This window comes from Streptomyces caeni, from assembly GCF_042678285.1.
In the GTDB taxonomy this organism is placed as follows: domain Bacteria; phylum Actinomycetota; class Actinomycetes; order Streptomycetales; family Streptomycetaceae; genus Streptomyces; species Streptomyces caeni.
This window is the reverse complement of the sequence record NZ_JBHUDX010000069.1, coordinates 1-15,006: the sequence shown is the minus strand read 5'-3', so window position 1 is coordinate 15,006 and position 15,006 is coordinate 1. Positions and strand designations below refer to the sequence as shown.

The window sequence follows — 15,006 nt, the reverse complement described above, 5'->3', positions numbered from 1 at the left end:
GAACCCGACGCCCCCGCTGCGACACGCGACGGCCCACCTCGACACGGCACGGGACATAACGGGCACCCAGCCGCCCACGGCGACGACGTCAGGCCACAGACGAATCGAGGTCAATACCTCCACTGTCAAGCGGGGCCTGTGGTCGGCCGCGTAGGTACTTCAAGTACTTCCCGACTTTGGAAGGTGACCAGGAGTTCCGTGAGGAGTTCAAGAATTTCCTGGCAGCGGGAAACGATAACCGGGACCGGTGTAACGGCAACAGCGGTACCTCCTGGGTGTACTACATGCCGCTCGATAGCGTGAACGGCAACCGTGCCACCGGCGTGATGGCATGTTTGCGGGACGAAGGCGTGGACTACAAGGGGCGTGGCAAGAAGCTGGATCCGGAGAAGGATACGGAGATCGTGGGCAGCGACATTAATCGGAGCGCACAGGTCCTGCCGTCCGACCCAGCTGGCTGGGCAGACAACGACTCTCGCAGGGGCTACCAGCGGGGACACCTTCTTGCCCGGTCGCTCGGCGGCAGCGGGACCGAACCTCGTAACCTCGTCAAGCTGTACAAGAAGCCCGCGTACGCCCCGGCGAGCAGTACGGCCGCGGCGGCGGGCCGGCCTGCCGCTCCCCTTCGGGCTGATGCGGGCGAACAGCCCGGTGATGAGGGACTTCGAGGGCAGAGTGAGGGACCGTCTGGATGCTGGGGAGACTGTCTTCTACACGGCCATATCAGTCTATGAGATGCATCAGACCATTCCGGACCGGATCGGACTCTTCGCTCTGGGTGATTGGGGTTATGTTGGGCGCTGTACCGTCTATAATACGGCGACTGCGCTTCCGGGCGGCGGCGGTGGATTGGATCCAGCAGTAGTGAGTATTGAAAAGCTGGCTCGTGACGTTGGCATGGAGGTGCCACGGCGTTTCGTCGTTGACTGGCAGCGTGCTGAGTCGGAGATCGGGGCACGACTTCCTCGGGAATACAAGGAATACGTCTACTGGTTCGGGCCAGGTGGCTTTGAGGATGACTTCGTCGTGAGTCTTCCAGGAGTTGAGAACTCCAATATTGAGTTTCTGAATAATTTCCGGGACGAGGTTGAGGACCAGCGCAGCTGGAATTCCGGCGATCGAACTCCGGCGCCCATTCGACTCTTTCCCGAGGCTGGCGGCTGGCTCCCGTTTGCGGTCACCGTTGAGGGGTGCGCCGTCTTCTGGGTGACCGAGGGCGACGATCCGGACCGCTGGAAGGTTGCGGCCCGCACCAGGTGCTGGGAACCGGAGTACTTCGACGGTGGTTTCGCGGAGTTCCTGCGCGCCGCTGTGTGGGGGGCGGTCGGGTTCGAGGGCCTGCCCGGGCCGCAGCACACGCCTCCGCTGGAGTTCTGGCCGGACGACGGCTCCTGGTTGGGCGGTGGGGGCACGTGCTTGGACGCTTACGGTCACTTCGAGGAGGCTCCGGGAGATGGGAACGGCGAGCAACGAGCGAAATGAGTGACCCGGGCATGAAGCGGTGTGCAAACAAAATGGCGAATGCCCTCAACTAAGGGCTTGCAGATCATCAACATGTCGTCTTGATCTTGCTGTTGGGGTCGTTGCTCGGGCCTGTGTAGCGAACGGTGGAACTCGGTCGGTCTTGTGTTCAGCGGCGTCCGGCGGTGAGCCGGCCGTCGAAGGTGATGTCGAAGGCTTGGAGCGCGGCCTTCCAGCGCATGGTCCAGCGTTTGCGTCCGGTGCCGGTCGGGTCCAGGCTCATGACGGCGAGGTAGACGCATTTGAGGGCGGCCTGGTCGGTGGGGAAGTGCCCCGGGCCCCAGGGCGTCGGCGTACTCAGATGTCGTCCGGTTCAGGCTGGTTCGCCACGTCTCGCGGTGTCCTGGGAGCGGAGCATGCGGCCGGGGTTTGGCCAGGGACAATGCCCTCATGGACATCATCGTTGAGATCCATGTGCCCCTGCGGGAGGCCCCGGGCACTGCGGAGGATTCCTATGCCTTCCCCTGGATCGACCAAGTCGAGGACTTCCTTGCCGAGCAGGAGGTAGTGGAGGTGCATGACGAAGGAGAGGAGCACGGCGAGGCGTACGTCTTCTTCATCGCCGGGGCCGCCGAGGCGGATCTCCTGGCCGTCGCGTCTCGCGTGGCGAGAGTTCCGGGCGTCCCGAGCGGAGTGTTCGCGATGGTCACGAACGATGAGGCGGAGGAGATCGGCCTCGGGCGACGCGTGGATCTGCCGCTCGGATAGTCCTCGACAGGACCGACGGTCGGCGCGGATCGGCGTTATTTGAGCGGTACTGGCGGGTGACGCTCCGCCGCTCGACGGCTCCCGACGAGCTGGACAGGCACGGACTTTGATCACGGAGTTCTCGACGCCCCGTGACCTGCCTGGAAGACCGTGCCTGCCGACGCATCATCGCCGATCCCGCCCGCCCTTGACCAGCTCAGTGAGCATCCAGAGGTGGCGCCGGGGGAAATCCCCGGCCTTCTGCAACGTCTTGCCGAGGTGCCCGACCCGCGCGATCCGCGCGGGGTGCGGCATGCCCTGACCGTCGTGCTCGCGCTGACCGCGTGCGCGGTGCTGGCCGGGGCAACCTCGCTGCTGGCAGTCGGCGAGTGGATCGTCGACACCCCGCCCCAGCTGCTCGAACTCATCGGGGTGCGGCCGGACCCACTGTGCCCGAAGCGGCACCTGCCGGAGGAATCGACCGTACGCAGACTGCTGGCCCGCATCGATGGCGACGCACTTGACCGGGCTGTGGGCCGCGGGCTCGCCGACCGTCGCGCCCCTGCCACAATCCCACTACGAGGACTTGCCGTCGACGGAAAGAGCCTGCGCGGTGCCGCGAGGGCCAAGGGCCGCAAGATCCATCTGCTGGCCGCGCTGGACCACACCACCGGCCTCGTGCTTGCTCAGCTCGACGTCGGCGAGAAGACCGGCGAAATCACCTGCTTCCAGCCGCTGCTGGAGGCAGTCGCCGACCTGGCCGGCGCGGTCGTCACCAGCGACGCGCTGCACACCCAGCGCGAGCATGCCGTTTACCTCCTCGGGCGCCGAGCCCACTACATCGTGATCGTCAAGGGCAACCAGAAGAGGCTCCGCACGCAGCTCAAAGCCCTTCCCTGGAAGGACATCCCGCTCCAGGGCCGCACGCGCGACGCCGGTCACGGACGATCCGAGATCCGCCGGATCAAGGCCGCCACCGTGAACAACCTGCTGTTCCCGCGAGCCAGCCAGGCACTCCAGATCAAGCGCCGCCGTACTGACCGCAAGACGGGCAAGACAACCGTCAAAACCGTCTACGCCGTCACCAGTCTGACCGCCGAGCAGGCCACCCCTGCCCAGCTCGCCAAGCTGGTTCGGGACCACTGGAAAGTGGAGACCCTGCACCACATCCGCGACACGACGTTCGCCGAGGACGCCTCCCAACTGCGGACCGGCAACGCGCCGCGCGCGATGGCAACCTGGCGCAACCTGGCTATCGGCGCCCTCAAGCTCTCCGGCGCCACCAAGATCGCGGCCGGCCTCCGCCGCAACGCCCGTGATCCACGACGACCGCTCACCCTCCTCGGCCTCGCGTGATCACAAACCGGACGTCATGCAACTACGTCGAAGCCCTGCCCCGGGCCCGGACGGCCTTGCGGATCCTCGCGTTGGTGCTCTCGATCGCATTGGTACCAGGTATGAAAGTCGTGGGCGCCATTGTCCGCGTCCTGGTGACCGGGCCTCGGCCCGGTTGTACGGTGCGACCGTCAGGACAAGGGGTGCCCGGGGATTCAGCATGGGCAGGCCGATCTTGAACGATGGGCTGCGAGCCCGCCTTAGTAGATGGCCGCCCCTGCGACTTGCCTGGCTGCGTCGAGAGCGCGATTCCGTAGGTGTCGTTTCGCCCAGCTGACCCCGCATCAGATACACGCCAATGCAGGGAGGTGGACGGTGGGACGTTCCATCGGACTGGACATCCACCGCGACTTCGCGCAGGTCGCAGCGGTGGAGAACGGGTTCGTCGCGGACTGGGGCCGGGTGGACTGCCGACCCGAGGCACTGCGGGAGTTTGCCGCTGGTCTGCGGCCGGACGACCAGGTGGCACTGGAAGCCACCGGGAATGCGAGCGCGGTGGCGGTGCTCCTGGAGCAGTACGTGGCCCGCGTGGTGATCTCCAATCCGGTCAAGACTCGGGCGATCGCCGAGGCCAAGGTGAAGACCGACAAGGTCGACGCCCGCATCCTCGCGCAGCTGCTGGCCGCCGACTTCCTGCCGGGCACCTGGCTCCCGGATGAGCGCACCCGGATGCTCCGTCGCCTCTCCACCCACCGGGCCCAGCTGGTGCACGGCCGGATCCAGGTGAAGAACCAGGTCCAAGCGGTCCTGCATCGCAACATGCTGCCGCGTCCGCCGGTTTCGGACCTGTTCGGAACCCGCGGCCGGGCCTGGCTGGAGCACCAGACGCTGCCGGCCGACGAGCGCGAGACCGTGGGCGCGCTACTGCGCCAGCTCGACTTCTACGGCGCAGAACTCGCCGCAGTGGAGCGGCGCCTGGCCGCCGAGGCGCTGGACGACCCTGTGGTGCGACGATTGATGACCATCCCCGGGGTGGACGCGATGACCGCGGTCACGGTGCTTGCCGCGGTCGGAGACTTCCGACGGTTCCCCAGCTCCGACAAGCTCGTTTCCTACCTTGGCCTGAACCCGCGGGTGCGCCAGTCCGGCGGGCAGCCGGCCCACCACGGGCGGATCACCAAGGCCGGGTGCGGCAAGGCCCGTGGGATGCTGGTGCAGGCCGCGTTCGCCGCGCTGCGCTCCCCGGGCCCGCTGCGGGCCCTGCACCAGCGGATAGCCACCCGGCGCGGCTTCCAGATTGCGATCGTCGCGGTCGCCCGGAAGATCACCGTCATCGCCTGGCATCTGGTCACCAAGGAGCAGGACTACGCTTTCGCCCGCCCCAGCCTGGTCGCCTTCAAGCGCCGCAAGCTCGAGCTGACCGCAGGCGCCGAACGCCGCATCGCCCGGCGCGGTGCGGGCTACGACTACAACAACAAGGCCCTACGGCGCCACGAGCGCGAGATCGCTGAACAGGCCGAACGCGCCTACGGGCTGCTGACCTCCCAGTGGCAACCCACGCGCCCACCCGGCAAGCCACCGCTGCCCCCATTCCCGGTGCCGATAACGGGGCTGCGACCTGCCCTGCTTGACGATTACATCCGTGGTACAGACGATCTTGCGGATCTCCACGTCGAATTGGAGGAAGGGCAGCAGGCCGCCCTCCCCGGTGAGCTTCACGCCACCGGCTTGAGCTCGGGCCACCAGCTCGGCGATCAGCCCGTCATCCACGGCGTTCGTCCCAGCCACAGCGGCCTCCCCGGCCTTGGCGTCACTCGTCACGTCAGTCATCAACTGTCGCTTCCAGCTCGGGAGTTACACCGCTCACCGGGCTCTGTCTCACATGCGGTGGTGACAGAGCGTCATCGCTGATGTGCCTGGTCCGAGCTCCGAGGAGAGCAGTCGCAGACGCGCCGTCGAGCGGTGTGGGCACAGGGGCGACGGTTGCTTCACCCATGCTGGTCCGGGAGTGCTACCGCCAGCCATAGCGGCTACTTACCGTTACCACCGCATGTGGGACAGAGCCGCTCACCGTACAGACCCGTGGTAGGAGCCAACTGTATTGCTCGGACTGAAGATGACCGCTCGCCCCCCGCGTCCGCCTGCGCCGGGGCCATTGGAGGACTACGCGGCCCGGTTCGACGGCCTCTTCTTCAGCTTGGCCTGACGCCCCCGCCGGCGCACCCGCCACCGGCCCCGCCGAGGACCCCTACGACCGCAGCCGGCCCTTGAGGGACGGCTCGGAATCCCGGGGCGCCGGGTGCGGGAGGGTTTTTTGTACGTGACCGGGTGAGGGGCGGCGGTACCGTTGCGGTTCCCCCAGCGCCGGCCCCGGAGATCAGCGCAGGGTCGGAACCTCGCCTCCCTCCGCAGCCAGGGCCGCCACTCGGTTCGGCAATTGGTGGATTCGGCCAGCCCCGAGGGCGTTTGCCAAGCCGCATAGGCGCCGCCGGAGGCCCGGATCCGCCACTTGCCCACGGCAGGCCACCGCTCACCTTCGAAGACCCCGGTGCGCGGACGCCGGTTCCGTAGCTCGCCCGCCGCGCGGTGGGCCGACGGTCGCCGGTGCCGCTCTTGCGGGCGAAGGCGGTGCCCGGGCTGCGCAAGGAGAACGTGGTGCCGGTCCTGGGCCGCGCCAAGGACCCTCCTGTACGTTCTGGGCAGCAGCGGGTCCTTCTCGCGCTGGACCATGTACAACCCGCGGGATGGCTTCCACCCGCCCATGGAGTCGCACCGTGAGTCGGCCGCCTCGGCCCGACGCCCCGGGTGCCGTTGTTCCCGGAGCCCGGCGGGTGGTTGCCCTTCGGCTTCACTACCGGCGGTGACGGGCTGTCCTGGGTCACGTCCAGGGACGACCCCGACAGATGGACCATTGCCGGCCGCCCGAGCCGTGGCGTCTCTGGCCACCCGCACGGCGTGCCAGCCGGCCGGAGTCCAGGGCTGCGGTCCGTGGGGCCGCGTACGTTGTTTGGCACGCGAGCGCCACCCGTAGCGGGCACGGGGCGCCCACATGGCATCCAGCCTGCCCTGTTGCAGGTCGATGCACCTCGCACCGCGCCACGCCCTCCCGCGGACGCTGGTGAAGGACAAGTGCGACGCCCAGGCCGCGCCCCGTCTCTCCCCCCATGGCGGCCGCCATCCGGGACGACCTGGGCCGGGTCCGGGCACGCCTGGTACGGCACGGTGAGCGGCGCTGCTTCGGGGTGGGGGCGGGGCGTCAGGTCCTCGCCGCGCCGGGAGTCGTGCAGAGGCGGCCGGGGAGCCGTCATCCGCCTGCCGGGGGGCGGTCGGCTTCCTTGCCGACCCGGTCGATCATGATCATGGCCACGTCGTCGGCCAGGCGGCCGCCGGTGTGGCGGACGATCCGCTGGTGGAGTTCTTCCAGAAACTCCTCCGGGGTGTCGGCGTGCACCGCCTCCATGGCCTTCGGCAGGGGGAAGAACTCGTCGTCGCGGTTGCGGGCCTCGATCACACCGTCGGTGTACAGCAGCAGACGGTCACCAGGCACGAACGGATGCCTGTCCGGCTCGGCGGGAGAAGCCGTGACGAGGTCCTCCAGGCCGAAGGGCGGCCATGGACGCGTGGGCATCAGGGCTCGGACCTCGCCCCGGTGCAGCAGCAGCGGAGGCGGGTGGCCGCGGTTGACCAGGTGCACCACGGGTTCGTCCGGGACCTGGGCCAGAAGGGCGGTGGTGAATCCCTCCATCAGCACCACCTCATCGACCGTCCCCGGCACGGCGATCTCCCGCCGCAGCGCGTCCGCGCAGTGGTGCATGACCTGCACCAGGTCGTCCTCGTAGTGCACGGCCTCCCGGAAGGCACCCAGCGTGACCGCGACCGCGCGGAGGGCACCGAGTCCCTTGCCTCTGACGTCCCCCACGATCAGCCGGACGCCGTACCTCGTGGAGACCGCCTCGTACAGATCCCCGCCCACCTGTGCCCCGGTCTCGGCGGCGAGACCGAGGCTGGCCGCCCGCACGGGGCCCAGCCGAGGCGGGACGGGCCGCAGGATGACGTTCTGTGCCGCCACCGCGATGCGGCGGACCTGGTCGAGCTGGTTCTGCCTGTACGTATGCATGGTCTTGCTCATCGCGACACTGGCCGCGGACACCAGGAAGATCGCCAGGAAGTTGGTGTAGACCTGCTGGGTGCCCCACGCCTGGTTGAACGTGGCGGTCGTGACGCTGACGGCCAGGGCGACTCCCGCGGCGGCCAGGGTCCCCCCGGGCCCCATGATCAGCCCGGCCAGGGCCGGCGTGGCAGTGAGGAGCGGGCCCGTGTACAGAAAGTGCGCGGGCGAGAGCTCGAGCCCCACGACCAGCAGTGCCAGGGCGAAGGGAACGCACCGCGCGAGTCCGAGGCGTACCCGGCCATGACCGCCCGGGGCAGGCGGAGCAGCTGGGCGGAAGAGCGCCCACATGGCTCCCAGCCTGCCCCGTTGCAGGTCGATGCACCAGTCAAACGGGGTGGCGTACGGGAAGGCCGGACGGGTCGTCGTCGCGGGTTTCCGGACGGCTGCCGCCCTCCCGGGCCCCGCGCGTCCTGCGAAAGGTTGGCCGAGCCCTGACGGATTGCTGATGAAGTGCTGTCGTCGCCCTTAGACCGGCCCTCCTGAAGTCGTCGGCGTTTCCCGGCGTCGGCCTCCGAGGCAGCCCCTGACGCGGAGCGCGGCCGTTCACAGCGGCCGACATCCACCGCCGGCGTCCCAAGCCCTGCGCTCCGACGCGTGTCGCAGTCGTGCCGGTGCCCCGCCCGGAGCCAGGACGGCGCCATCGCGCCAGGAAAGAAGGGAGGTACAACAACCGACTGCTGTCGCCGGGCCGTAACTCCCCCCTGACGCTCGGCGACAGCACCCCGCCGGGGGACTGCACGGTCCATTACATCACCGGCTCCCGCCATGACCCCGGGCCCGCCCGGCTGTTCACCCCCGAGGGCCTGGTCGAGCTGGTGCCGGACGTGACGCTCCGGGACGTGTACCTGTGCGGACCTCCCGGGCTGATCGCCGCCGCGTCGAGGGCCCTGAAGGAGCTTCGGGTGCCCGAGCGTCAGATCCATCTCGCCCTGTTCGGCCGGGGCCACCGCCGGGGCACGGGTCCCCGGCCGCGGCGAGGCGCGGACGTAGGGGAGGAGCGCGCCGCCCCTGTGACAGGGGACGGACGGGCGCGCCGCCCTTGTGATCCGGTACAACCTTTCACCGGTTTCCGGGCGTCAAGAGAGCGGACGTGCCGGGAGCACGTCCGACTCCACGCGAGGGATGAGGACTTCCATGACTCACCGGATGCCCCGGCGTGCCCGGGTGCTCTGCGCGGGCCTAGGCGCCGGACTGCTCATACCGTTCGCGGCGGCCGCCACGCCCGCGGCCGCCGCGACACCGACGGTCAGCTGCACATCGGGGAAGGCGGGGCTGGCCGCGAAACTGCAGAAGGACATCACCGCGGCCCTCGCCGGCCGCAAGGGCACGATCGCGGTCGGCCTCTACGACCGCTCCACCAACACGACGTGCTCGCTGCGCGCCACCTCCGCCTACGACTCGGCCAGCGTCGTCAAGGTCACCGTGCTCGCCACGCTGCTGTGGGACGCCAAGAAGCACAACCGCTATCTGACGGGTCGTGAGGTGAGCCTTGCCACGGCCATGATCACCAAGTCGGACAACAGTGCCACCAGCGCGCTGTGGAAGCAGCTCGGCCTGACGAAGATCAAGGGCTTCCTCGCCGCCGCCGGCATGACCCGGACCAAACCGGGCGCCAACGGCTACTGGGGCCTGACCCAGATCACCGTGCAGGACGAGCAGAAGCTGCTCAAGCTGATCACCGCCAGGAACTCGGTGCTGAGCGACAACTCCCGTGCGTACATCCTGAAGCTGATGGGGAAGGTCATCTCCTCGCAGCGCTGGGGCACCCCGGCGGGTACGCCCTCCGGCGTCGCCGTGCACGTGAAGAACGGCTGGCTGCAGCGGTCCACGTACGGCTGGCGCGTGCACAGCGTCGGCACGTTCAACGGCCGCGGCCACGACTACATGATCACCGTGCTCACGCACGGCAACAGCACCATGAGCTACGGCGTCACCACCATCCAGAACGTCGCCAGGGCCATCCACAAGGACCTCGTGCCGACGACCAGCACCACCAGCACGTACGTGCCCACGAGTTCCCCGCGCGAGGCGTTCCTGGCCGTTCCCGCGAGCTGACGCGGCCACGGGGCGCGGCCGGCCGGCGCGGTCCGCACCCGGCCGGCCGTGCCCCGGCCCTCCGGCAGCCGTCGTTCAGCGGCCGTCCCCATCGCCCCGGTCCGCTGCGGCGGCGACGAGCGCCTCCACCACGTCGACCGCGCCGCCGTCGGCGTGGTGGCTGCCGGCGGTGCCGCTGCCGGCCTGGACGTCGGCGGTCCGGTCGACCTCCGGGACGGAGTCGGCCTGGGAGTTGTCGAGCACGGTGATCAGGCTGTCGCCCTCGACCGCGGCGGGCGCGGCGGCGTCGGGCAGGACCGCCGCCGGGGACCGGGCGGTCCGGGTGCGCCGGATTCCGCCGGTCATCCGGCCACGCCCGCCCGCCCCGGCCGCAGGCGCGCGATGTTCCGCTCCAGCAGCTTGGTCGAGACGGCGACGCCGACCCCGCCCGGCCGGTCCACGGCCGGAAGCCGTCCGTCGGCCACCTTCAGGTCGGCCAGCGCCGAGTCCATCGCCTCGTGGGCGGCGAACAGGCACGGAGTGCTGTAGATCGCGACGTCCACGCCGAGCTCGGACAGCTCGGTCAGCGACAGCCGCGGTGACTTGCCGCCGGCGATCTGGTTGAACAGCAGCGGCTTGTCCCCGATCACGTCCCGGATCCGCCGGATCCACTCGACGCTGCGCACTCCGTCGACGAGCAGTACGTCGGCGTCGGTGGCGGCCAGCGCCTTGGCCCGGTTCAGGATGTCCTCCTCGTCCGTGGCGTCCGTGCGGGCGACCACCACCAGGTCACGGCGCGTCGCCAGCACCATCTCCAGCTTGTCGAGGTACTCGGGCAGCGGCAGGATCCGCTTGCCGTCGGCGTGCCCGCACCGGCGCGGCCGCTTCTGGTCCTCGAGGATCACCCCGCAGGCCCCGGCCCGCTCCAGTGTCTCGACCACATGGCAGGCCACCTCGGGGTCCGCGTACCCGTCGTCGATGTCGACGAGGAGATGGTGGCGGGGGAACGCGCCCCTGAGGCGCTGGACGAACGCCACCATGTCCGGCCAGGCGATGAAACCGATGTCCGGCAGGCCGTAGTGCGATGCCGCGAACCCGAACCCGGACACGAACATTCCGTCGTAGTGCTCGGCCGCGACCGAGGCCGAGTACATGTCGTAGACACCGATCAGCGGTGTGGTTCCCTGTGCGGCGATTCGCTGCCGCAGCCGGTTTCCGTAGGACACCGTCCACCCTTCCTGTCTGGAGGTTTTTACCTTTCCTGGAGTATGTCTATACCTACTGAAATGCATTCCTGTACGAAACCTTTACTCACCCGGTCGGCTCAGCGCCTTCACCGCAGAAACGTCACTGGCCGTCGGCCGGTCAGATCTCGCCCGACTCTTGCGGCGGGATGAATTCCGCCCTGGTCCGCGTTGGTGCCTTGCGGAAGATCAGGACGGCAGGGACGGCAGGAAGGGATCGGCGTGGCAGCGCACGAGGGGGAGAAACCGGGCTGGGCACGACGGCTGGCCGCGTACGGGTGGCGGTATCCGAAGGACGTCCTGCTCGCGCTCGGGTCCTCGCTCGGCGGCATGGCCGTCCTGGCGTTCGTCCCGCTGATCACCAAGGTGATCATCGACGATGTCGTCACCAGTCACACCCGGTCCATGGCGCCCTGGGCCGGTGCCCTCGTCGGCGCGGCCGTCCTCGTCTACGTCCTCACCTACATCCGCCGCTACTACGGCGGCCGGCTCGCCCTCGACGTCCAGCACGACCTCCGCACGGAGATGTACGGGACGATCACCCGGCTCGACGGGCGCCGCCAGGACGAGTTGTCCACGGGGCAGGTCGTGGGCCGTGCCACCAGCGACCTCCAGCTGATCCAGGGCCTTCTCTTCATGCTCCCGATGACCATCGGGAACGTCCTCCTCTTCCTGATCTCCCTGGTGATCATGGCCTGGCTGTCGCTGCCGCTGACGCTGGTCGCGCTGGCCGTCGCGCCCGCCCTGTGGTTCATCGCCAAGCGAAGCCGCACCCGGCTGCACCCGGCCACCTGGTACGCACAGGCCCAGGCGGCCGCCGTGGCGACCGTGGTCGACGGTGCCGTCACCGGCGTCCGGGTGGTGAAGGGCTTCGGACAGGAGGAACAGGAGACCGGGAAGCTCCGGGAGGTCGGGAGCCGGCTGTTCGCGGGCCGGCTGCGCACCATCCGGCTGAACGCCACGTACACCCCGGCCCTCCAGGCCGTGCCCGCCCTCGGCCAGGTCGCCATGCTGGCGCTCGGCGGCTGGCTCGCGGTGCGCGGGCACATCACGCTCGGCACGTTCGTCGCCTTCTCCTCCTACCTCGCCCAGCTCGTCGGCCCCGTGCGGATGCTCGCCGTGGTCCTCACCGTCGGCCAGCAGGCGCGCGCGAGCACCGAGCGCGTCCTGGAGCTGATCGACACCGAGCCGTCGCTGCGGGACGGCACCCGGGAGCTGCCGGCCGACGCGCCCGCGACCGTCGAGTTCGACGACGTCTCCTTCGCGTACCACGACACCGCGCAGGGCAGGAGCCCGGTCCTCGACGGTCTCTCCTTCGAGATCCGCCCCGGCGAGACCCTCGCCGTCGTCGGCTCCTCCGGCTCCGGCAAGTCGACGGTCTCGCTCCTGCTGCCCCGCTTCTACGACGTCACCCACGGCGCCGTCCTCGTCGGCGGCCACGACGTGCGCGAACTGACGCTGGAATCGCTGCGCGCCGCCATCGGGCTGGTCCCCGAGGACTCCTTCCTCTTCTCCGACACGGTCCGCAACAACATCGCCTACGGTCGTCCCGACGCCACCGACGAGCAGATCGAGAAGGCCGCGCGCGCGGCCCAGGCCGACCGCTTCATCGCCGAACTGCCCGACGGGTACGCCACCAAGGTCGGCGAGCACGGCCTGACCCTGTCCGGCGGCCAGCGCCAGCGCATCGCCCTGGCCCGCGCGATCCTCACCGACCCGCGGCTGCTGGTCCTCGACGACGCGACCTCCGCGGTGGACGCCCGGGTCGAGCACGAGATCCACGAGGCGCTGAAGCAGGTCATGGAGGGCCGCACCACCCTGCTGATCGCCCACCGCCGCTCCACCCTCAATCTGGCCGACCGTATCGCGGTCCTCGACGGCGGCCGCCTCGCCGACATCGGTACGCACGAGGAACTCCAGGCGCGCTCCGCCCTGTACCGGCGGCTGCTCACCGACCCGGACGAACTCGGCGGCGTCTCCCCGGGCCACGCCCTGGCCGCGTCCCCGCAGGAGGACACGAGCATCCGCGAGGAGCTGGACGCCGAGTTCGACGCCGAGCGCGGCGTCACCCCCCATCTGTGGACCGGCGACCGCGAGCCCAAGGACCACGCGCTGGCCGGGACCCCGGCCACCCCCGAACTCCTCGCCCAGGTCGAGAAGCTGCCCCCGGCCACCGGCACCCCCGACGTCGACGAGGCCCGTGCGGTCCGGCCGGAGGAGTCGTACGGCCTCACCCGGCTGCTGCGCGGTTTCGGCCTGCCGCTGCTGGCCGGCCTCGCCCTCGTCGCCGTCGACGCGGGCATGGGCCTGCTGCTGCCGGTCATGATCCGGCACGGCATCGACCAGGGCGTCTCCCGGCTCGCCCTCGGCGCGGTGTGGTCCGCGTCGCTGCTCGCGCTGCTCGCCGTCCTTCTGCAGTGGGCGGCGCAGATCGGTGAGACGCGCATGACCGGCCGGACCGGCGAACGGGTCCTCTACTCGCTCCGGCTGAAGATCTTCGCCCAGCTCCAGCGGCTCGGACTCGACTACTACGAGCGTGAGCTGACGGGCCGGATCATGACGCGGATGACGACCGACGTGGACGCGCTGTCGACGTTCCTGCAGACCGGGCTCGTCACGGCCTTCGTCTCCGTCGTCACCTTCTTCGGCATCATGGCCGTGCTGTTCGTGATCGACCTGCAGCTCGCGCTCGTCGTCTTCGCCACCCTGCCGCCGCTGGCCGTGGCGACCGTCTTCTTCCGCCGCGCGAGCGTGAAGGCGTACGAACTCGCCCGGGAACGCGTGTCGGTGGTCAACGCGGACCTCCAGGAGTCGGTGTCCGGACTGCGGATCCTGCAGGCGTTCCGGCGTGAGCGGGACGGCCGGCGGCGGTTCGGCGAGGGCAGCGACAGCTACCGCCGGGCGCGCATCCGCGGCCAGTGGCTGATCTCCGTGTACTTCCCCTTCGTGCAGCTCCTGGCGTCGGTGGCCGCCGCGGCCGTCCTGATCGTGGGCGCGCACCGGGTGGACGGCGGGACGCTGACGACCGGTGCGCTGGTCGCGTACCTGCTGTACATCGACCTGTTCTTCGCGCCGGTGCAGCAGCTGTCGCAGGTCTTCGACGGCTATCAGCAGGCCACGGTGTCGCTCGGCCGCATCCAGGAACTGCTCCGGGAACCGACCGCGACGAAGGCCGCCGACGAACCGCTCCCGGTGCCGTCGCTGCGCGGCGACATCGCCTTCGAGGACGTCCACTTCGCCTACGGCGACGACGAAGAAGCCCTCCGCGGTGTCGACCTGGTGATCCCGGCCGGTCAGACGGTCGCCTTCGTCGGCGAGACCGGCGCGGGCAAGTCGACCTTGGTCAAGCTGGTGGCACGGTTCTACGACCCCACGCGCGGGCGGGTGCTCGTCGACGGCACCGATCTGCGGTCCCTCGACCTGACCTCGTACCGGCACCGGCTCGGCGTCGTGCCGCAGGAGGCGTACCTGTTCGCGGGGACCGTCCGGGACGCCATCGCCTACGGACGCCCGGACGCGTCCGACGCCGAGGTGGAGGCCGCGGCGCGGGCGGTCGGCGCGCACGACATGATCGCCACCCTCGACGGCGGCTATCTGCACGAGGTCGCCGAGCGCGGCCGCAACCTGTCCGCCGGGCAACGGCAGCTGATCGCCCTGGCCCGTGCCGAGCTGGTCGGGCCCGACGTCCTGCTGCTGGACGAGGCGACCGCCGCGCTCGACCTGGCCACCGAGGCGCAGGTCAACCGGGCCACGGACCGCCTCGCCCGCCGCCGCACGACGCTGGTTGTGGCCCACCGGCTGACGACGGCCGCCCGCGCGGACCGGGTCGTGGTCATGCACCACGGCCGCCTCGTCGAGGACGGCACGCACGAGGAACTGCTGCGCCGGGGCGGCCGGTACGCGCGGCTGTGGCGGACGTTCGCCGGGGAGACGGAGCCGGAGGAGACGGTGGGCTCCACGGCGTCAACTTGACCCGGTCCTGAAGGATCGGGCTTGGAGGTAGTGCCCAGCTGG

General features: G+C 69.8%; 8 protein-coding genes and 3 pseudogenes. 6 read left to right on the top strand and 5 right to left on the bottom strand.

Translation table 11 applies throughout. The annotated features are described in order from the left end of the window. The first annotated feature begins 654 nt into the window (after positions 1-654). On the top strand, positions 655-1,482 hold the full coding sequence (locus ACFSL4_RS23855) for an SMI1/KNR4 family protein (RefSeq protein WP_381086507.1): 828 nt from the start codon (positions 655-657) through the stop codon (positions 1,480-1,482). 148 nt (positions 1,483-1,630) lie between these two features. Here ACFSL4_RS23855 and ACFSL4_RS23850 read toward each other — a convergent pair. After that, positions 1,631-1,795, bottom strand: a pseudogene (locus ACFSL4_RS23850) (IS256 family transposase); the annotation flags it as partial. A 116-nt stretch (positions 1,796-1,911) separates the two neighbouring features. On the opposite strand from ACFSL4_RS23850, the gene ACFSL4_RS23845 reads away from it, so the two are divergent. The 3 genes and pseudogenes from ACFSL4_RS23845 to ACFSL4_RS23835 all read left to right on the top strand — a co-directional run. Next, entirely contained in the window at positions 1,912-2,229 is a 318-nt protein-coding gene (locus tag ACFSL4_RS23845; RefSeq protein WP_381086504.1) for a hypothetical protein, read from the top strand. Between the two features lie 150 nt (positions 2,230-2,379). Further along, positions 2,380-3,564: an ISAs1 family transposase gene (locus tag ACFSL4_RS23840; RefSeq protein ID WP_381086501.1), complete on the top strand. Its 1,185-nt coding sequence runs from the start codon at positions 2,380-2,382 to the stop codon at positions 3,562-3,564. Positions 3,565-3,936: 372 nt separating this feature from the next. After that, a pseudogene (locus ACFSL4_RS23835) lies at positions 3,937-5,112 on the top strand (IS110 family RNA-guided transposase); the annotation flags it as partial. 120 nt (positions 5,113-5,232) lie between these two features. Here the strand turns inward: ACFSL4_RS23835 and ACFSL4_RS37645 are convergent. Next, positions 5,233-5,373: pseudogene (locus ACFSL4_RS37645) on the bottom strand (IS256 family transposase); the annotation flags it as partial. 1,474 nt (positions 5,374-6,847) lie between these two features. Continuing rightward, the gene (locus ACFSL4_RS23830; protein ID WP_381086499.1) at positions 6,848-7,897 is read right to left on the bottom strand and encodes a PP2C family protein-serine/threonine phosphatase; all 1,050 of its coding nucleotides are present in this window, start codon (positions 7,895-7,897) and stop codon (positions 6,848-6,850) included. Between the two features lie 951 nt (positions 7,898-8,848). Between ACFSL4_RS23830 and ACFSL4_RS23825 the strand changes: the two genes are divergently transcribed. Further along, the gene (locus ACFSL4_RS23825; protein ID WP_381086496.1) at positions 8,849-9,769 is read left to right on the top strand and encodes a serine hydrolase; all 921 of its coding nucleotides are present in this window, start codon (positions 8,849-8,851) and stop codon (positions 9,767-9,769) included. A 75-nt stretch (positions 9,770-9,844) separates the two neighbouring features. Here ACFSL4_RS23825 and ACFSL4_RS23820 read toward each other — a convergent pair whose 3' ends face one another. After that, the gene (locus ACFSL4_RS23820; RefSeq protein ID WP_381086493.1) at positions 9,845-10,114 is read right to left on the bottom strand and encodes a hypothetical protein; all 270 of its coding nucleotides are present in this window, start codon (positions 10,112-10,114) and stop codon (positions 9,845-9,847) included. After that, positions 10,111-10,974 carry an isocitrate lyase/PEP mutase family protein gene (locus ACFSL4_RS23815; RefSeq protein WP_381086490.1) on the bottom strand — a complete coding sequence of 288 codons (864 nt, stop codon included), beginning with the start codon at positions 10,972-10,974 and terminating at the stop codon, positions 10,111-10,113. The genes ACFSL4_RS23820 and ACFSL4_RS23815 overlap by 4 nt, the downstream gene beginning before the upstream one ends. A gap of 240 nt (positions 10,975-11,214) precedes the next feature. Here ACFSL4_RS23815 and ACFSL4_RS23810 point away from each other — a divergent pair, with 240 nt between their 5' ends. After that, positions 11,215-14,964, top strand: coding sequence for an ABC transporter ATP-binding protein (locus tag ACFSL4_RS23810; protein WP_381086487.1), 3,750 nt, complete (start codon positions 11,215-11,217; stop codon positions 14,962-14,964). The last annotated feature ends 42 nt before the right edge of the window (positions 14,965-15,006 follow it).